The organism is Sphingobacterium anhuiense, assembly GCF_042686355.1.
In the GTDB taxonomy this organism is placed as follows: Bacteria; Bacteroidota; Bacteroidia; order Sphingobacteriales; family Sphingobacteriaceae; genus Sphingobacterium; species Sphingobacterium anhuiense.
Map to the genome: position 1 here is coordinate 584,735 of NZ_JBHUPE010000005.1, position 18,500 is coordinate 603,234.

Genomic DNA, 18,500 nt, shown 5'->3' on the forward strand with positions numbered 1-18,500 from the left:
AATGCAAAAGAAGATATATTTCATGCTATTATTTGTGCTGTGCACAACTTTTATTTCCTCCTGTAAAAAGAATTATCTGGAATCTGATCAATATTTTAAGGATCGGATCACGATTGAAAAAGTCTTTAAGAGTAAAGTATATACAGAGGAGTGGTTAGCACATGTTTTCCAGGAGTTTAAAGGAGAGAATGTTGACGTTGCCAGCAAGGGGCTCACGCCTCATAATTTTGCAGATGATATGTATTATGGTGATCGGGATCGTGATTTTGATCCTTCAAAGACCGAACTATCCTATAATATGTTCAAAATGGGGATTTATACTGAAAATGATAAGCAAGGTAGCTGGACGCAGTGTTATCGGGGTATTCGCAATGCCACTACTTTTATTCATCATGTGTATATGAATACAGAAATGACTGCTGCTGAGATCGAAGATTATCGCGGGCAAGCTCGTTTTGGTAGAGCTTACCTCTATTGGTTACTTTTGCGGAAATACGGTCCGATTCCATTGTTACCTGATGAAGGAATTGATTATACACAAAGTTATGATGACATTGCTACAGCACGCAGCACCTATGAGGAGTGTGCTAAATTTATTGCTGATGAGCTATTATTGGCGGCTAAAGAAATGGAAAAGCTAGGTATGAATCGTGGTCAGGATGGTTCTGCTCGCCCTAGTTGCGGTGCCGCATTGGCCACACGTGCTAAAGTATTGCTGTATGCGGCAAGTCCATTAGCCAACGGAAATACGTCAAGCTTTTCAGCGAGATTGGTCGATGATGCCGGTAAGCGGTTGCTTTCAGTAGATTATCAAGATGAGAAATGGGCTCTAGCTGCAGCCGCTGCGCGAGATGTGATTGAATTAGGCGTATATAGACTGTATTGGGTTCCAATCCAAGAAACTGGTGATGATGCAACTGTAGTTCCGCCAAATGATAATAATTTTTCAGGAAAGAACTGGCCGGAAGGTTGGGCAAATATTGATCCTGCCAAATCCTATGCGCAAGTGTTTGACGGTACTTTGCAAGCCTCAGGAAATCCGGAACTTATTTTCACTAGAGGTAATAATCAAGATGGTGAAAGCGTAGCAGATATGGTTATCCATCAGTTGCCTCGTTCTGCAACCGGATGGAATACGCATGGTCTTACACAGAAGCTCGTCGATGCATATTATATGAATGACGGAAAAGATATTCCAGGTAAAGATAGTGAGATCGGACGTGGAAATGGAACAAACCGTTTAAGTGGTTATGTATCAGCTGATGATTATAGCAAAGGTAAATATAGGCCATTGAGAGAAGGTGTTTCTTTGCAATATGCCAATCGAGAGCCTCGGTTTTATGCTTCTGTTGCTTATAATGGTAGCTTCTGGACTTTACTGAATGAGACCTTGGAACGCAATCGCAATCAGCAAGTGTTTTATTACCGCGATGATACAAAGGGTAATGGCTTCAACTCATCCAATGCATACTGGCTCCGTACAGGGTTTGGAGTGAAAAAATTTGTTCATCCAAGTGACACTTACGAGGGGGGGAGTGCGTCACGCGTTATTTCAAAAGCTGAACCTGCCATTCGTTATGCTGATATTTTATTGGTCTATGCCGAGGCATTAAATGAATTAAGTGGTTCCTATAATATTCCTTCATGGCGCGGTACAACTTATGCGATCAGTCGCGATATTAAAGAGATACAGCGTGGTACTCATCCGGTTCGTATTCGTGCTGGTGTACCAGACTATCCTCCTCAGGTGTATTCTAACAAAGTGGAATTAAGAAAAACTTTGAAACGAGAACGTTTTATAGAATTGATGGGAGAGGGACAGCGTTACTATGATTTACGTCGTTGGATGGATGCGCCTGTTGAGGAGGCTTTACCAGTTTATGGGTGTAATATTTTGATGAATGTTAAGGAGCGAGATCTCTTTCATAGACCAGTAGCCATATGGACACTTAAAACGACCTTTGCGGATAAAATGTGGTTTTGGCCGATCAGTCATAGTGAGCTTAAACGTAATAAGAAATTGACTCAAAATCCAGGATGGACTTACAATGATTAAAGATATGTGATGCTTATGCATATGAGCTAAACAATATAACACAGTGATGGAATATTGTAAAATTAGTTGATGCATGCTTTTAGATCGTAAATAATATAGTACTTAAAATAAATGCCTTTAAAAAGAAAGAGTGTTACTAAACTCTTGTATGCCCTTTATAATTTACACTTATAAAAATAAATTGTCCAATGAAAAAAAGATATATACAACTCTTGTTACTCTCTTTGCTGTTCTTGTTTAGCGGCTGCAATGATGAATGGAAAGATGAACAATTTGAAAATTTTGTTTCATTTAAAGCACCTTTGACAATTGAGGGTGTTTCTAATATCTATGTGCGGTATAAAGGAGATCAGAAAACGACTTTCATGCTACCTATGATCGTTAGCGGATCGACTATCAATGATAAAAATATGACTGTTCAAGTTCGTGTGGATCCCGATACATTGAAGGTGTTGAATTATGAACGTTTTCAAAACAGGGAAGATTTTTATTACCGGGAGCTTATTAGTCAATACTTTTCAATGACTCCAGCAGTTCATATAAAAGCTGGTGAAAGCACTGCTTTAATGCCAATAGATTTCACGCTTAAAAATATTGATATGGTAGATAAGTGGGTTCTCCCATTAACGATCTTGGACGATGCGTCCAATGGATACAAAGCTAATCCTCGAAAACATTATCGTAAAGCTCTATTGCGTATCTATCCTTTTAACAATTACTCGGGAACCTATAGCGGTACAGCTTTGAAAACAAATATGGAGGGATATGAAAACGAAACTCCTATTGTTAAAAGTGAAATTCGGAGTTATGTCGTTGATGAAAATACGATTTTCTTTTATGCAGGAAACATAGATGAAGAACGACAAGATCGTGGTGAATATAAAATTTATGCAACTTTTAATGAAACTGGTGGGGTCAGCTTTCGTGCTGATAATGCCAACATGAATTTCAAAGTGAATAAAGATGCCAGCTATACTATTTCAGAGCAGATGGATGCGGTAAGGCCTTATCTACTGCACCGCTACATTGCTATCAATAATATTGACTATCAATTTACCGACTATACGATGGTTCCAAATGTTGCTATTAAATATAAGGTTACGGGGTCATTGATTTTACAACGGCGATTGAATACCGAGATTCCTGACGAAGATCAGTCAATCGAATGGTAAAGAAGGAACGATCGGATGTGTCGCAGAAAAACTAGTTTGGTGATTTAGTTTGTAGGAAAATGCGGAGCGTAAAAACTTCGCGTTTTTTTGTTTAACGGGCTAACATCATGGAAGATATTAGCCCGTTAATTTTAAAGGTTGCGTTTTTATCATATTTGAAAAACAGTAACCTTGTCTGGATTTTTTATTAAATCAAAAAAACATGGAATATATAAGTCTGTTTTTTAAATTTGGTTGTTCAATTATTCATGATTTTGAATCGGTTCATTTGTTTGCGCTAAACGTTGGGAACCATTATTTGCAGGACATGAGATATCGTCTGTCGCATCATAGATTAATTTTTTACCTGGTTTTATTAATTCTTCAGGTACATAAATTTGAATACGGGTTATGCTATATCCACTAGGGAAATAACGAATATAGTAACCATCAGGATGTAATGTCCAAATTCCACTTGGTGTATCTGTTCTTGGCATAGCCATACCCGCCAAAATTGCATATTGTTCAAATTCTTCATAGGAGTAATTACCTGAAGAAACTAGGCTTCTAATATTATTTTCAGCTTCAAAGACTGCGCGCAGCGATGCAGGCAATTGTTCTTTGGCAGCAGCCATTGCATCAAAAGGTAAAATTCCAAGTGCGCCCCCTTCTAGTTGCAAAAGTTGTTTAGGTGTTAGCAATGTCAATGCTGTTTCTTTTACTGAGCCGGCGTAATCGATAAATTTTGTTTTAGCTATTATTGTCCATAAGAGCATCTGAATATCGCTTTGTTTTACTTCGGGATGTTGTTCAGCACTTTTAAGTATGGCTGTAACAACTTCTTTTTTCTTACCTAAGGTGGGTGCATACATATAACCATCACCCGATGATGGCGCATGAGTGCCCGCTTTTAAGCAGTAGCTTTTGTTTGTCATCTCGAAATGACCAGCCTGTAAAATATAACCATCTTTGGCGTTTCTGGGAAGTTCCTGTAATGGCTTATAATTTGCATCTTGTTGAAAACTTGGCATCTGCTCACCTTTTCTATCTACATCTTCAAAATTTGTGGATATCGCTTCGGGTTCTTTGAGTAGTTTGTCCAAACCGAGTGCTTGTGTGCCCTTACTTGTTGCTACTTTTCCTACTTTATTGAGAAAGCCTCCAAGTTGTGCGGTTGCAAGCTCAGTTGTGAGTATAAAACTTAACAAAAGTGATAGTTTTAATACCATTTTTTGAATTTTCATAGTTTTTCTATTTATGGTTAGTTTTTGTCTATTTCAAAAGCTTTCTTCATCATCTAGTTTTATCGTGCTCGCTGACTTGTTTCTAGATAAGTAAAGATAGGTATCCTTTATTATTATGGAAATATAAGAATTGAAAAAACATTAACAAATCCATAGAAGTCCTATGTTTATCCGATATAGATCCAGTGTAGCCAGTCTTTTTCCAGTTCCTCTATTGTATTTTTAATCAAGCTGAACTTAAGTTTAGGATATTTATTGCGTATGTATTACTTTAATTGATAAGTCTGGCTAAATACTTTTGAAGAGAAATAAGACGGAAATGCAGAAGTAGGAAAATTAGCTCCGAAAGGCTCCTATTTTTTAAGTATTTTCTTTTGAATGGAGAACAGGATGATGGTAGGGGTCATAGAATATTGACTTGTCTTCTTTGTCTAAGTATGTATTGGCAAGTTGTTTTTTTGTTAAAAAACAAAAGGTTTTCAAACGGGGAGAATGAAAACCTTTATAACCAATTATAAACCTAAATTATGATGACACAAATATAGTGTTATTTGTACACTAAGACAAATTTTTTTTAATATTTTTTTTGAATTGTATCCTATTTTGATTTAACCTTAATTTTTACGGGTTATTCGTTTCTTTTTTATTTCTTTGCAGTAGCGTTTTCTTTGTTTGATTTTGGGATAAGGTATTGCTTGCTATTTTGAAAACAGATTGAATATTATGCTTAGCATAAAGCATCTTATACGTTATTGATGGAGAAAAATGCGCACTATTACTTTTTACCCTGTTTTATTATAGTACCATTTGAATTATATTCAATGAAGGTAAAGTGGGTTATCATATCAGTAATAGTTGAGAATATAATAAGTGAAAAATATTGGAGGTTATAATGTATTTATCATCACCGTATGTTTTTTTTAAAAGATTAGATGATGAAAACATTAAAAGATTTAATAAATAAGGATCGATTTGGTTGGGCACTTGTACAAAAGTGGATGGAAAATTCGAAGAATACCTTTGAAACTTTGCCCAGAGTTTCTAAGCGAGCTGATGAGGAGTTGTTACGCTTGCAGATTTCAACTAAATCGCCGATGGGGGCTATTGTTTTTGAAACAGGGGGTATTCTAATTGAAAATGGATGGCTACGTATCTTAGGTTCGGGTTCCACAAAGCTGAATAGAGGAATGATGGAGTGGAATAAAGGCAAGACCTATGTCAATGAAGGAGAAAAAGGGGGCTTTTTACTGATTGCTGATGATGTTTTGGGTGGATATTTTGCAATTAATGCTGGGGAATTGGGGGAAGAGATAGGTAAAATATATTACTTTGCTCCAAATACTTTGCGTTGGGAAAGTTTGGAGTGCGGTTATGCAGACTTCATTAATTGGTCATTAAATGGAGACCTTGGTTTATTTTATCAAGACTATCAATGGGATGGTTGGAAAGCAGATGTTGCAACGGTTGAAGGAAATCAAGTGTATTCTTTTGATCCCAATCTTAGTGTACCTGAGAAGAATAATAATATACGTAGGAGCAGAAGACTGATTTTGATTGATGAACATGTCAAATTAGCATTGGAGTCTATATAATCGTAACGTATTGTGATTGGTCTTTTTCGGCATAATTGCTCTTGTGAAGATTCGATCTTTCATATTTAGTCGCCGGATATTTGTTATTACATATTAGGTAATGAAAAATTATCCAGCGATTTTAGTATAGAATGAAATGTTTGTTTAAAGGAATTGAAACGTGAATTTTAACGTTATAAGTTTGGTTTTCTGTTAAAAAACAAAAGGTTTTCAAACGGGGAGAATGAAAACCTTTATAACCAATTATAAACCTAAATTATGATGATACAAATATAAGTGTTATTTTTACACTAAGCAAAATTATTTTAAATTTATTTATTCAAATTGCACAAATATGACTTTTGGTTAGGTAAGCGTAGATGTTCAATAGTTGTACTAAGTGATCATTATTTATTATTAGGTGTATGAATAATAAGATTAAAAAACCATTTCCAGTTAAAACAGTACAGCCTGTCCTGGATCAAAACTATTGGAATACGAAGTGGCAGAACAATCAAACTGGTTGGGATATCGGTTATGCTTCTCCGGCTATTACCGCGTATATGGCGCAATACCCTAATAAAAATGCGTCAATTTTAATAGCGGGCTGTGGAAATGCCTACGAAGCGGTCTACTTATTAGAGAATAATTTCACTGACATTACTTTAATTGATTTTGCTGAAGAAGCAGTTAAAGGATTGACTGAAAAATTTGCGGGAGATCCTGCTATAAAGATTCTTTGTACAGATTTTTTTGAACACGAGAGGCAATATGATCTGTTGTTGGAACAAACTTTTTTTTGTGCGATTGCACCGGAAAGACGTGCCGATTACGTGCAAAAAGTATTATCCTTGCTGAAACCACAGGGTCGGATTGTTGGTTTACTTTTTGATAAAGCATTTGAAGCACCTGGGCCTCCTTTTGGAGGTGATGTTGTTACTTATGAAAAGCTTTTCAGACCTTTTTTTTCCATCCACAAAATGGAAAAGTGTTACAATAGTATTTCACCAAGAGCAGGAAAAGAGATTTTTATTAATTTTTCAAAACCTTAATCCAATTATAGAATTCTATGAGAGCAGGCGTATAAGAGCCTACACTGGTTTTCTTCCATATAGTAGCAGTCGTTTAAAGGCATATATAGCTGGAAATTTGGGAAATTTTTGTTCGATACGACTTTTATAAACCGTAATAAACTCTTCTTTTTGATCTTGCTGTAGTTTGTCCAGGTAAGGAATTAAAGCAGAGCCAGAAATAAAGTTTAGTAATTCTTGTGAACTTTGTGCAATTATGGGATATACTTTTTGAATAATTTGCAAATTTATCAATCCTGCGTCATACATAATTGCTACATATTGATCTATTGATAACATGGGTGATTCTCTTTTCCATCCACTGAGATAGTCATTAAATGGCTGTTCTTGCACTAATGTTAATAAAATTTGATTTAAGATATTATCCGATTGCATCGGCATTTGAATTGCAATTTGGCCATTGGGATTTAATAGCGACAAAAGATCGGGAAATAGGGTTTGATGGTTATCAGACCACTGTAATGCCGCATTGCTAAATATCAGGTCCCATTTTTGTTTTGTATCGAGGACATCCTCAGTAGTAGCTATTTTAAATGCTAATCTGTCATTTTTAAATTGTGAAGACTCCGATAACATCGCTTCTGAAGAATCAACACCTAGAAATTGCGCGTTTTTTAACCTGTTGGACAGAATAAAAGTTTGTTCACCTGTACCACAGCCAATATCGATACAATTTTGTTGTGATTCTTCAGTAATAAAATTGATTAAATCGTAAAATGGTTGATTGCGTATATCTTTAAATTGATTGTAAATTTGGGGATTCCACTTCATATTTTTCTATGTTATGATTGTCAATAAATCTTTGTAATCTAATTTAACTAAATTTTGATTGATAAACACCAATTATATGTTCAGCTTTTGTTTTTCTTTTTTTTGGCTATCAATTACAATTTTTTCTAAGCTGAAAACTAAGTGTAAACAATTTATATTTTTTTGATAATAAAATTTTATTTTCAAATTGCTTGATTTTAAGTTTGTTATTTTCTTTCCTTATATCGAAAGTGACATATTGTCAATTTTAAATAAGTTATTCAGACATTTTGTCTATGTATTTTTTGTTTTAATGTTTTGGTATGGGAATTGAAATACTGATGTAAATTGATTAATAAAAAATAAAGTATAAACATAAAAGGAGGACAAAAAATGGCATTAATTAAATTTCCAACAAAAAGCTTGAATACTGATTCTGTAAATCCATTTGTAAGTACAGTGTTTGATAATTTGTTTAACGATTCTTTTATTTCGGATCGTCTGATCTCCCGCGTTCCGGCGGTGAACATTTCGGAGACAGAAAAGGCTTTTCGTATTGAGCTGGCTGCTCCAGGTTTAACGAAGTCTGATTTTAAGATCAATGTAGATAAAAAAATAATAACGATATCTGCTGAGAAAAAAGAAGAGTCAGTAAGTGAAGAGAAATTATTTAGTAAAAGAGAGTTTAATTACACTTCTTTTTCAAGATCTTTTGCATTGCCTGAAACGGTAGATCACAGCAATATTGACGCGGTCTACGAAGATGGTGTTTTAGTAGTGACAGTGGGCAAGAGAGAAGATGCTATTGTAGCAAAAAGATTAATAGAAGTTAAGTAATATGTGTTTATTGAAAAAAGCTTCAAGGAGTAAATTCCTTGAAGCTTTTTTTTATTCTGAAATTTCTGTGTAATCGTCTGCTTTAGGAATTTTATCCATAAAATGATTCCATTCTTGAGGAATTAATGTTAATTTTCTTTTTTCTAAATCTAGCCAAGCACCATCGACATTAATAGTAGCACTTTTTGTTCCATCTGCTTTAAAAACGATATGCCTAAAAGAAAATCGGCTATTGGAAATATTGAATTTGGTTAATTCTACTTCAACATAAATTTCTTCATCGAGATGAATTTCTCTATGATATAGTAGCTCTTCTCTAAATAGGATGGGGCCTATGTGATGTTTAGCAAATTGCTCTAGAGATAATCCAATTTTATTTAACATATTGCTTCTTGCTTGTGCACAGAAGTCTGCATATGCGGAGTGACGTAAATGCCGATTTGGATCAATCTGCGCCCATAATACCTGACCTTTAAAAAATATTTTATCCATACGATGATATTTTTTGTTTTCAACCTAAAATAGTGAATAAAATGCAAAAGATTCTTTTTTTTAAATATTGACTGTAACATTTTAAAAAATGCGGTACTAATCCTGTATATTAAACTCTCTTACATTAAGAGGCTACACGATTAATGATAAAGCCAGACGAACAGCAATTTTTAAAACAGATAGAGCAGAATAAAGGTGCTATCATTAAGGTGTCTCGAATGTATATGGACAACTTAGAGGATCAGCAGGATTTATTTCAGGAAATTGTTATGCAGTTATGGCGGTCTTATGGCTCCTTTAGGAAGGAGAGTTTATTTTCTACCTGGCTGTATCGTGTGGCAATTAACACTGCCCTCATGTATTTCAAAAAGGAGAAACGCCGGCCTGATCAGCATGAGCTTACTGTTGATGTTGATGTCGTAGATGAATTTGATTCGGAAAGAAAAGAGGAGCAGTTACGTTATTTCTATCAAGCAGTTCAACATCTGAATCCTGTAGAGAAAGCATTAATCTTTCTGTTTTTGGAAGGACAAAGTCATCGCGATATTTCTATTAATCTCGGTATCTCTGAAGTAAATGCACGTGTTAAATTGAACAGAACCAAAGAAAAGTTGCAACAGATTATTAAAACACAAGGTTATGAATTTTGATGAATTAAAAGAACAATGGAATAATCAAGCGGAAAATAATTTTGAGATTGATCCAAATCTTAATCATTATAAATCCGTTGGTAGCATTCTTGTGAAACTGAGGAGAAATATTAAAATGGAATTTTTCTCATGGTTGTGTGCAATTACATTTTTGATGTTATTGCCCAACATTGATACCTATATGATCACGGGATATACAAAAGTTGCGTATTACTTCTTATTACTTCAAATGTGCATATCCAGTCTATTTTACTATAAAAAGTTTTTTTATTTTTATAAAACCACAAAGCAATTTGAACTATTAAGTTCCCGCGAAAATCTGTTAAAGTTGTATTACGATTTAAAATTTTCGATTGAAACTTATAAAATGTCTTCTTATTTATTAGTTCCTCAGGGAATTCTTATTTGTTTCATATTTTTCTCTCTGGGTCATTCTGCGGAGTGGGCAGATAAGATTTATCATTTTGGTGCTACTTGGGAAAATGATTCCTCGTTTATCATATTTTTTATTCTTGGGGTTTTTGCAGGTTTGATTTGTTTGGTTGTTTGTATTGAGTCTATGAGTTATTACTACTATGGCAAATATTTGAAAATGATCAAAAAAAATATCGATGCCCTAGAGGAAGAGTAATTGTAATAAAACTGCTTTATTTTGAGTTATCAATCTTTAAAAGAGTTTCTCAATTCGATTTGTGGGCAAGGTTTTTGTATCTTGATGATCTAATCGAATAAAAGGTTATGATGCAGCATTCAGCTAAAAAAATACAGCGTAGTTCTCATATCATTAGCGTACTTGCTAAATATGGATTTCGCGATATCTTAAACAGACTCCCCTGGAATACCGGTAAAACTTCATTAGAAATAGGTGTTGATGTAGCGAATATTTCCGTTTATAGACGTATTCGTATGGCCTTAGAAGAGCTGGGGCCAGCATTCGTTAAGCTTGGGCAGTCTGCCTCTACACGCGAAGGTTTATTACCCCAAGAGCTTATTGAAGAATTGAAGTTTTTGGAAGATCGTGTTGATCCATTTAGCATTGATATCAAAAGTTATATTGAAGAGGAGCTGGAAATTATTTTTGATGATCATTTCGCTTCTATTGATCCAGAACCTTTTGCTGCCGCTTCTATTTCCCAGGTCTATAAGGCGAAACTTGTGGATGGAAAAGATGTTGTTGTTAAAGTTCGTAGGCCTCAAGTCGATGAGATTCTGAAAACGGATTTATCTTTAATGCGTGATATTGCCCGGATTTTGGTAGGCTATAGTGAACCTTTGCACAATCTTAATTTACCATTAATTGTTGACTCTTTTGCAACCACCTTGATTCAGGAAATTTCGCTGTTAAATGAACGTCATAACATAGAGCGTTTCGCCAAAAACTTTAAGGGCAACAGCAAAATCAGTGTTCCTAAAGTTTATCCGAAAATAAGTTCTGATCGTATCCTGACAATGGAATTTATGGACGGTGTTAAAGTGACGGATAAGGAGAAGTTGCAGTCTATGGGGCTTGATTTAGAGGAGATTGTAGATAATGGTATCAATCTTTATTTAGAACAGGTGATCGTACATGGTTTCTTTCATGGCGATCCTCATCCTGGTAATTTACTTGTGCTTCCAAATGGTAAACTAGCTTTTATTGATTTTGGAAATATGGGTAAATTGTTAGGTATAGACCGACAAAATTTAGAAGAGTTTATCCAGGCGGCAGTTTCTTCCAATGCGATGCATCTAGCTGATACGATAGAAGATGTGGCGGTTGTGAGTAATATTCCCGATCGTGCTAGATTTGAACGTTCTTTGTATGAGATTTTTGATCTGATTGATAACGTCTCATTGGGAGATATCAGTTTGGAGTCATTATTTGATAAATTATGGACGATCATTGGGGATAACCGTCTTTATTTTCCTGAATATATCTATCAGCTTATTCGAGGCATATCATTAATGGAGGGAATTGGTAGACAACTCAATCCAAACTTGAATATTATGAAGAGTATAAGACCGTTTGCAAACCGTATTATGCGGGAGCGAATGGATCCAAAATATTTATTTGAAAAAGGGAAGAATAAGGCTTTTTCTTTTGCTCGTGATATTGAAAAACTTCCTGATGATCTTAGAGGCTTATTTAGGCAAATAAAGCTTGGAAATTTCACGCTTAATCACCACTTGATCAGTGCTAAGTCATTTACCCAGATCTTAAGAAAAGGCGTTAACCGTATTGTAATCGGAATTATGGTTTTGTCCTTGAATATGCTTGCAGGTATGGTTATTATCGCGCATGTTGAGCCTAAATTTTTAGGAATTCCAGTTTGGGCATGGGTATTTTTAGGAACTTCTTTTTCTTTATCGATTTATCTATTTATAGCTATGATACGTGCTAAAAATCGAGATTAGTCAATAGAGGTTAGACATGATATAAAATAATATGATACAAATAAATTTAGAAAATAAGAAAGCATTGGTTGGTGCCAGTTCTGGTGGTATAGGTTGCGCAATAGCACAACAATTAGCCTTACATGGTGCATCTGTCACTTTAATGGCTCGAAATGAAGAGAAGCTGAAAATTGCACTTGCTACATTAGATAGGAGTAGAGGACAGCAGCACCGTTATCTTGTCGTAGATTTTAATGATTTTGAAGAATACCAACGTGTAATATCCCAGTATTTTACTCATCATGTTGTTGATATATTGATTAATAATACCAATGGTCCGAAGGCCGGCACTATTGCAGATCAATCATTAGCAGACTATCAACGGGCATTTGACTTATTATTTAAGACTCACTGTTATACGACAGATCTGGCATTACCTCATATGAAAAGTGCGGGTTATGGGCGTATCATTAATGTTTCCTCGTTAACTGTAAAAGAGCCAATGTCAAATTTGGTATTATCGAACACAGTGCGTACGGCATTAATGAGCTGGAGCAAATCATTAGCGAAAGATGTTGCCGTTCATCATATAACAGTTAACAGTATATTGACAGGTCTATTTGATACTGCGCGCATTCAATCATTGACACAGATGGATGCGGAGCGTCTAGATATACCGTATGAAGAGGCTTTGTCTTTGCGATTGAAGCAAGTTCCCATGAATAGATTGGGCAGACCCGAGGAGTACGGTTATCTTGTTGCCTTCATCTGTTCTGAGTATGCGAGCTACCTCACCGGATCCAATATTCCACTTGATGGTGGCATGATGAATGGATTTTAAAATAAAAGCCCTTAAGTATTTACTTAAGGGCTTTTATCTGTTTATTTTCTTAATTCAGTACGATTTCTGTATTTACTGTGATGGTCACATCTGCTGCGACAGCTTCAACCCCTGATGGTAATTTATCATTATATTTCATTCCGAAATCAAAGCGATTAATAGTAGTTTTCGCAGTGAAACCAGCCCGTGTCTTTCCCCAAGGATCAGTAATGATTCCTCCGTTCTGAGTAACGTCAAAAGTAACTTTCTTTGTCACATCTCTGATTGTTAGATCGGCGATTAATACATATTTTCCTTTTTTACCCTGTTTAAAAGAAACAGATTTTAATTTCATTGTTGGATATTTCTCTGCATTGAAAAAGTCATCTGATTTTAAATGGCCGTCACGAGCATCTATTCGTGTGTCAATACTGTTGACATCAATCGTGAAATCTAATTTTGCATTATCAAAACTCTCTTTGTTCGGAGCATCAATGGATCCGGATACTTTCGTGAATTCACCATCGACAAAGCTTATCCCTAAGTGATTTACATCAAATCTTGCGTTTGTATGTGCAGGATCTGCACTCCATTTTACTTGTGCTAAGGCGCCATTGATCATTAAGACTGTGGCTGCTACAATTTTCAATAAATTATTCATAATCTTTCTTTTTATCTTTTTTAACAGTAATCTTGTTTAAAATGTTTGTCGATAAACAAATAAATTGTTGTATTAACTTGTACAAAGATGACGAATAATGCTGTTTTAAAAATTGACCTACATCAATAAAATGTACTATTTTTTTGGTTTTAGGATCTGCCTTTTTAATCGGCTTAAAAACTCTTGTGTAACTCCGATATAAGATGCGAGCTGCAAATTAGATATTCTGGGGTATATTTTTGGATAACGTTTAATAAAATCCAGATAGCGCTCCTGCGCCGTAAATCCCAGAGCAGCAATGATGCGATGTTGTGATGCTACTTGAGCTCTTTGGGACATAATTCTGAATAGCCGTTCTACTTGAGTACAATTAGTGAAGAGTTTTTCTTTCTGTTCTCTCGAGATTATTAGTATTTCAGAATCTTCTAAAGCTTGAATATATAATTGAGCGGGTTCTTGATCATTGAAGCTGGCAATATCTGATATCCACCATTCTTCTATAGCGAAGTATAAAATATGTTCTTCTCCATTTGGAGTCAAATAGAAAATTTTAAAACAGCCTTTCTTTACAAATCCTTCAAAATTGCATATTTCCCCCGCCCGCAGAATGAAGCTCTTTTTTTTTACATGTGTTTGGGTGTAACTAGACGTGATCTGTTCAAGTTGTTCTTCTGTAACGGCTATTCTTTTTTTTATGTAATCCTTGAAAATGTCCATGAGATAATTAATTCTGAAATGATATTAACTAGAGACTTTAATAAAAGAAATTTCTTCTAAAGTATCAGAAACCCCAAATACTTTGTATCCATGTTGATGTAAAGAGTTTAATAACTCTTTTGTTTTTTCAATTCCATTATCAAAAAATCTTTCGTGTATTTCTAATAAAATCTGGCGGATCTCGATGGATGAATTTAGAATACTTTCTATGACGCAATATTCTGAGCCTTCAATATCCATTTTTAGCACATCGATGTAGCTATGGTTGTTTTCAGATACAATATCTATAAGTGATTTCATTTGTACTTCTACCATATTATTCTCATCAACATTTTGATGGTTAATGATGGAGCCGGAGACATGCTCTTTGTTTTTTGGTAAATTGAAATGGGTTATTCTGGTTTCCTTGTCCAATCCGAACGGATGAAAATGAAATTTGGGAGATAGATCTGATCGTTGCGCTATCCATTCAATTGATTTCGGTGTTGGGTCATAGCCATGGACATGGCAATTGTGCTTTTGTATAATGGCATCATCAAAAGAAGTGTCTTGTCCTATTCCAAAAGAGTATACAATCGCATCGGGATGCAGCAGATCTGGATTGACAAAAAATCCACCGTAAGAATTTCCGTACCAAACATGTGGACATTTATGTTCGATCTTGAATGATGATATTTTTCCAGAAAGTATTTTATATTGCTTCTTCAACGTGTTGATTAGGCTTGGACTCATATAATTTGTATGTTTGATGGTGGTCGTAAGTTACGATAAAAATTAATTTTAATGATATTCTAATTATTTTAAGGGTGTTAGAAAACCGATTTTTGTTAATTTTTCTGACGCTGCCAATCCATTGGGATTGCAACCTAGTTTTCCTTCAGGAACTTCCAGTCCTTGTTTGTTATAAAAATCTTTCCAAAAGTTGTCTATTTCACCCGTAGCAGGATTGATGAAGGTCATGGGCTCTAAGGTAAAAATTTGAGATTTTCTGAAAGCTTTTTCGATAAAATCGGAACAATAGTAAGTGTTTTCATTTAAAATATAGCTCCAATTGTACGGTTTTCCCAGCATATTTTTTGCAGTTTTTATCGCTAGGGGTATAGCTTTCTGATATTCTTTTTTTAGTCTGTAAACGACTAAATTGTTTTGATTATTTTTTTGAGAATCATAAAAATCTTTTAAGTTTTGACGTATGGATCCATTTTTGGAACTTGCGTGTAAAACAAAAATAGAATCATGCTCAACTTCTAAGAGTCCAATGTGATCAAAAGAATTTTTTTTGTCACGTTGTGTCACACGGTTTATAGCTCCAGATAGATTTTCTTGTTCCGCCTCTACAAAGATAAGATCACCATTTTTAAGGTTTTTAGTTTCAACTTTTTGAGCAAAACAAAGTTGGGATAAAAGTATAACTAGGATGCTGAAAAATATTCTTTGTGCTTTCATGGCATAAATTTACATGCAATTTGATGTAAATAGAATCATTAGCTAAAAATAATTATGTAATGATAGAATGTTTGTATCTTTGCAAGATGGGAAAAATGTATAATGATGTGGTGGAATTATTGCCCGAATTGATTCATTGCTTCAATAATCATTTGATGTTTGATAGCTTAGAGGAGGAAGATGTAATTTCATTTCTTCCAATCGAAGATGAAGAAGTTGCGAAAGAATTTGTAGCTCATACAAATAAGGTATTATCCGACCACTTTGAAGTTGAGGATGGTGAATTATGTTATCCTGAAGACAGTTATTTGGATAAAATTGACAATCCTATTTTCTTTTGGAAGGATTATTTAGGATGCTTTTTTAATTTTGAATTGGTTGAGGATTTGTTGGATAGAGAAGATATAAGAGGAACAAGTTTTGGAACTTACCGAATTACCCATATTGCCTTTATTAACGAAGTAAATAAACGGATCAAAAAAAGAAGATTAAATGGAATAAACCTTGAGTATCGTGTTATTCCAACTCCTTTGGACAGCAATAAACATTGGAATCGTACATACGATAAAGAATTTTAATCAAATCATTATCTATCGTTTTAAACGTTCGTTAAGTACTGTTTTTTTTAATGTTTTGTATTTAGTTTTTTGTAAATTGCCCTATTATTTTCTAAGCTATCAGAATAGCTAGCAGTATTCTTCTTGTTTAAATTCCGTTGAAATGAAATATATTTTATTCGTACTTCCAGTCATGGTTTTCATGAGTTGTTCCAATGCGCAACAAGATAAGCCATTAGAGCAGTTAGATAAAAAGTCTGCTCGTGAAGTGGTTTTAGTGACCGAAGTGAAGGGTGATTCAGTCCTGCATATTACTAAACAGCATATCTGGTTTAATGGAGAGCAAATTGCTTCTCAAAGTGATACGATCATTACAGCAAAGAAAGTGAATACCTGGAGTGTTGGGGATTCTGCTCAAACACTTAGTGAAGTTCCTATTTACGTAACCGTGCAGTAATTATGAGAAAAAAAACATCTTCAGCGATTAAATTAGTATTAATTACTTCCGTTTTGGCCTCATGTGGAACTGCTCAGTCTCCTCCGGAGGATAAAAATAAACAGCGTGTTTTTATGCGTGCTGATTCTACTGCTCCTTATACAGAAGTTACAAATGATTATAAGAATCAGCATCGTACGGGTGGAGGTATGGGGTCTTCTCTTTTGTGGTTTATGGCCTTTAGACATCTTGGGGGAGGAATGGGATATGCGAACAATAATCTAAATCCCAGTTCTGTTTCTGGTACTAATGCTAAAAAATCTGCTGCATATCAAGCAAAGCGAGGTGGTTTTGGCAATACTGCTGCATCTTCCCACTCTTCTTCTGTCGGTTCATAATGAAAATTAAACATCTTACGATTGATCCAAATTGGAAATCTAGATTAACGGCTATTGGATATGGTTATCATTCGGATCATGATGAACCTTACTGGATAGATAATTATTACTACGAAATCACTAGTAATGAAGCAGACACTATTTATCAAGCAACAGCTGAGGTTTGGGATATGTGTCTAAAAGCAGTTGAACATGTGATTGCAAATAAGCTTTACGCTTTATTTCATATTCCCGATCATATGGTACCTCATATCGAACAGTCGTGGGAAAGTGAATCTCCTTCAATTTATGGTCGTTTTGATTTTGCTTATGATAGCAGTAAAAGAAAATTAAAGTTACTGGAGTTTAATGCAGATACACCGACTTCTTTATTTGAGTGTGGCATTGTCCAGTGGTATTGGAAAAACCATTATTTTTCAGAATCAGTCGATCAGTTTAATAGCGTACATGAGCAATTGATCACTTCTTGGAAAGATATTAAACCTTATCTCAAAGGTGATATTTTGTATTTCACTTGTGCAAAGGAGACATTGGAGGATCTGACCAATGTAGAATATTTAAGAGATACGGCCACACAAGCTGGCATCCAAACACAATTGATCTACATCGACGATATTGGTTGGAATGGAAATTCATTTATTGATTTAGAGGGTGACTCGATCCAATCTATATTTAAATTGTATCCTTGGGAATGGATGGTACATGAGGAGTTTGGGCACCATATCCTCAATGATATCAATAAAACTCAATGGATAGAGCCTTCATGGAAAATGATACTGTCTAACAAAGCTATTTTACCCATATTATGGGATTTGTTTCCGCATCATGATAACTTATTGCCAGCTTATTTTGAAGAGCAGAGAACACTTAGAAATTACATTAAAAAACCTATTCTATCCAGGGAGGGTGCTAATATCGCAATGTATTATGATAAGGAGCTCATTTATTCAACATCTGGTGAATATGGACATGAAGGGTATATTTATCAAGAGCTGGCTACACTTCATAAAGAAGAATCGGGTTTTTCTATCATAGGCAGCTGGATTATTGGACAGGAATCGTGTGGTATAAGTTTTAGAGAATCGACTATGCCCATCACCACGGATAAGAGTCGATTTGTTCCGCATATCATTAAGCATTGATCAAAAATTAATGGTCCTTTTTATCCCAAATAGACTATTTACTTTTTGGACATTCTAATTCCTGCTTTAAAGTCCGGAATATTTGTTCATATTCTTGGAACCGATGTT

At 34.8% G+C, this 18,500-nt stretch carries 20 protein-coding genes; 13 read left to right on the forward strand and 7 right to left on the reverse strand.

Annotated features, from left to right (window positions below):
* Position 1 precedes the first annotated feature (1 nt).
* The gene (locus ACFS6I_RS14305) at positions 2 to 2,056 is read left to right on the forward strand and encodes a RagB/SusD family nutrient uptake outer membrane protein (RefSeq protein ID WP_380921638.1); all 2,055 of its coding nucleotides are present in this window, start codon (positions 2 to 4) and stop codon (positions 2,054 to 2,056) included.
* A gap of 188 nt (positions 2,057 to 2,244) precedes the next feature.
* Positions 2,245 to 3,228, forward strand: a complete 984-nt coding sequence (locus ACFS6I_RS14310; protein WP_380921640.1) for a DUF4973 domain-containing protein — start codon at positions 2,245 to 2,247, stop codon at positions 3,226 to 3,228.
* Between the two features lie 242 nt (positions 3,229 to 3,470).
* Here the strand turns inward: ACFS6I_RS14310 and ACFS6I_RS14315 are convergent, their stop codons facing one another.
* Positions 3,471 to 4,451, reverse strand: coding sequence for a hypothetical protein (locus tag ACFS6I_RS14315; RefSeq protein ID WP_132770140.1), 981 nt, complete (start codon positions 4,449 to 4,451; stop codon positions 3,471 to 3,473).
* Between the two features lie 932 nt (positions 4,452 to 5,383).
* Between ACFS6I_RS14315 and ACFS6I_RS14320 the strand changes: the two genes are divergently transcribed.
* Both ACFS6I_RS14320 and ACFS6I_RS14325 read left to right on the forward strand, forming a co-directional pair.
* On the forward strand, positions 5,384 to 6,043 hold the full coding sequence (locus ACFS6I_RS14320; RefSeq protein WP_380921643.1) for a DUF2625 family protein: 660 nt from the start codon (positions 5,384 to 5,386) through the stop codon (positions 6,041 to 6,043).
* 404 nt (positions 6,044 to 6,447) lie between these two features.
* Entirely contained in the window at positions 6,448 to 7,074 is a 627-nt protein-coding gene (locus ACFS6I_RS14325) for a methyltransferase (protein WP_380921645.1), read from the forward strand.
* A 39-nt stretch (positions 7,075 to 7,113) separates the two neighbouring features.
* On the opposite strand, the gene ACFS6I_RS14330 is transcribed toward ACFS6I_RS14325, so the two are convergent.
* Complete coding sequence (locus ACFS6I_RS14330) at positions 7,114 to 7,884, reverse strand: methyltransferase domain-containing protein (RefSeq protein ID WP_380921647.1); 771 nt, start codon at positions 7,882 to 7,884, stop codon at positions 7,114 to 7,116.
* 372 nt (positions 7,885 to 8,256) lie between these two features.
* On the opposite strand from ACFS6I_RS14330, the gene ACFS6I_RS14335 reads away from it, so the two are divergent.
* The gene (locus ACFS6I_RS14335; protein WP_021191225.1) at positions 8,257 to 8,700 is read left to right on the forward strand and encodes an Hsp20/alpha crystallin family protein; all 444 of its coding nucleotides are present in this window, start codon (positions 8,257 to 8,259) and stop codon (positions 8,698 to 8,700) included.
* 51 nt (positions 8,701 to 8,751) lie between these two features.
* On the opposite strand, the gene ACFS6I_RS14340 is transcribed toward ACFS6I_RS14335, so the two are convergent.
* A complete protein-coding gene (locus tag ACFS6I_RS14340) occupies positions 8,752 to 9,192 on the reverse strand; it encodes an acyl-CoA thioesterase (RefSeq protein WP_021191224.1) in 441 nt (146 codons plus the stop codon).
* A gap of 143 nt (positions 9,193 to 9,335) precedes the next feature.
* On the opposite strand from ACFS6I_RS14340, the gene ACFS6I_RS14345 reads away from it, so the two are divergent.
* The 4 genes from ACFS6I_RS14345 to ACFS6I_RS14360 all read left to right on the forward strand — a co-directional run bounded on the left by ACFS6I_RS14345 (position 9,336) and on the right by ACFS6I_RS14360 (position 13,056).
* Positions 9,336 to 9,842 carry an RNA polymerase sigma factor gene (locus tag ACFS6I_RS14345; protein WP_380921650.1) on the forward strand — a complete coding sequence of 169 codons (507 nt, stop codon included), beginning with the start codon at positions 9,336 to 9,338 and terminating at the stop codon, positions 9,840 to 9,842.
* Positions 9,832 to 10,473 (forward strand): hypothetical protein, encoded by a 642-nt coding sequence (locus tag ACFS6I_RS14350; RefSeq protein WP_132770132.1) that lies wholly within the window; start codon positions 9,832 to 9,834, stop codon positions 10,471 to 10,473. Before ACFS6I_RS14345 ends, ACFS6I_RS14350 begins: the two co-directional genes overlap by 11 nt.
* Positions 10,474 to 10,580: 107 nt before the next feature.
* Positions 10,581 to 12,236, forward strand: coding sequence for an ABC1 kinase family protein (locus ACFS6I_RS14355; RefSeq protein ID WP_380921652.1), 1,656 nt, complete (start codon positions 10,581 to 10,583; stop codon positions 12,234 to 12,236).
* A 31-nt stretch (positions 12,237 to 12,267) separates the two neighbouring features.
* Positions 12,268 to 13,056 carry an SDR family oxidoreductase gene (locus ACFS6I_RS14360; RefSeq protein WP_021191220.1) on the forward strand — a complete coding sequence of 263 codons (789 nt, stop codon included), beginning with the start codon at positions 12,268 to 12,270 and terminating at the stop codon, positions 13,054 to 13,056.
* 49 nt (positions 13,057 to 13,105) lie between these two features.
* Here ACFS6I_RS14360 and ACFS6I_RS14365 read toward each other — a convergent pair whose 3' ends face one another.
* The 4 genes from ACFS6I_RS14365 to ACFS6I_RS14380 form a co-directional block, all read right to left on the reverse strand.
* On the reverse strand, positions 13,106 to 13,696 hold the full coding sequence (locus ACFS6I_RS14365) for a YceI family protein (RefSeq protein ID WP_380921654.1): 591 nt from the start codon (positions 13,694 to 13,696) through the stop codon (positions 13,106 to 13,108).
* 135 nt (positions 13,697 to 13,831) lie between these two features.
* Positions 13,832 to 14,413 (reverse strand): Crp/Fnr family transcriptional regulator, encoded by a 582-nt coding sequence (locus ACFS6I_RS14370; RefSeq protein WP_132770126.1) that lies wholly within the window; start codon positions 14,411 to 14,413, stop codon positions 13,832 to 13,834.
* A gap of 24 nt (positions 14,414 to 14,437) precedes the next feature.
* Positions 14,438 to 15,145: an FkbM family methyltransferase gene (locus tag ACFS6I_RS14375; RefSeq protein WP_021191218.1), complete on the reverse strand. Its 708-nt coding sequence runs from the start codon at positions 15,143 to 15,145 to the stop codon at positions 14,438 to 14,440.
* 63 nt (positions 15,146 to 15,208) lie between these two features.
* A complete protein-coding gene (locus ACFS6I_RS14380; protein WP_380921657.1) occupies positions 15,209 to 15,859 on the reverse strand; it encodes a YiiX/YebB-like N1pC/P60 family cysteine hydrolase in 651 nt (216 codons plus the stop codon).
* An 86-nt stretch (positions 15,860 to 15,945) separates the two neighbouring features.
* Between ACFS6I_RS14380 and ACFS6I_RS14385 the strand changes: the two genes are divergently transcribed.
* The 4 genes from ACFS6I_RS14385 to ACFS6I_RS14400 all read left to right on the forward strand — a co-directional run bounded on the left by ACFS6I_RS14385 (position 15,946) and on the right by ACFS6I_RS14400 (position 18,392).
* Complete coding sequence (locus ACFS6I_RS14385; protein ID WP_021191216.1) at positions 15,946 to 16,437, forward strand: hypothetical protein; 492 nt, start codon at positions 15,946 to 15,948, stop codon at positions 16,435 to 16,437.
* A gap of 142 nt (positions 16,438 to 16,579) precedes the next feature.
* Entirely contained in the window at positions 16,580 to 16,873 is a 294-nt protein-coding gene (locus tag ACFS6I_RS14390) for a hypothetical protein (RefSeq protein ID WP_021191215.1), read from the forward strand.
* A 2-nt stretch (positions 16,874 to 16,875) separates the two neighbouring features.
* Positions 16,876 to 17,250, forward strand: coding sequence for a hypothetical protein (locus ACFS6I_RS14395; RefSeq protein ID WP_021191214.1), 375 nt, complete (start codon positions 16,876 to 16,878; stop codon positions 17,248 to 17,250).
* Positions 17,250 to 18,392, forward strand: coding sequence for a glutathionylspermidine synthase family protein (locus ACFS6I_RS14400; RefSeq protein WP_380921660.1), 1,143 nt, complete (start codon positions 17,250 to 17,252; stop codon positions 18,390 to 18,392). The genes ACFS6I_RS14395 and ACFS6I_RS14400 overlap by 1 nt, the downstream gene beginning before the upstream one ends.
* Positions 18,393 to 18,500 lie beyond the last annotated feature (108 nt).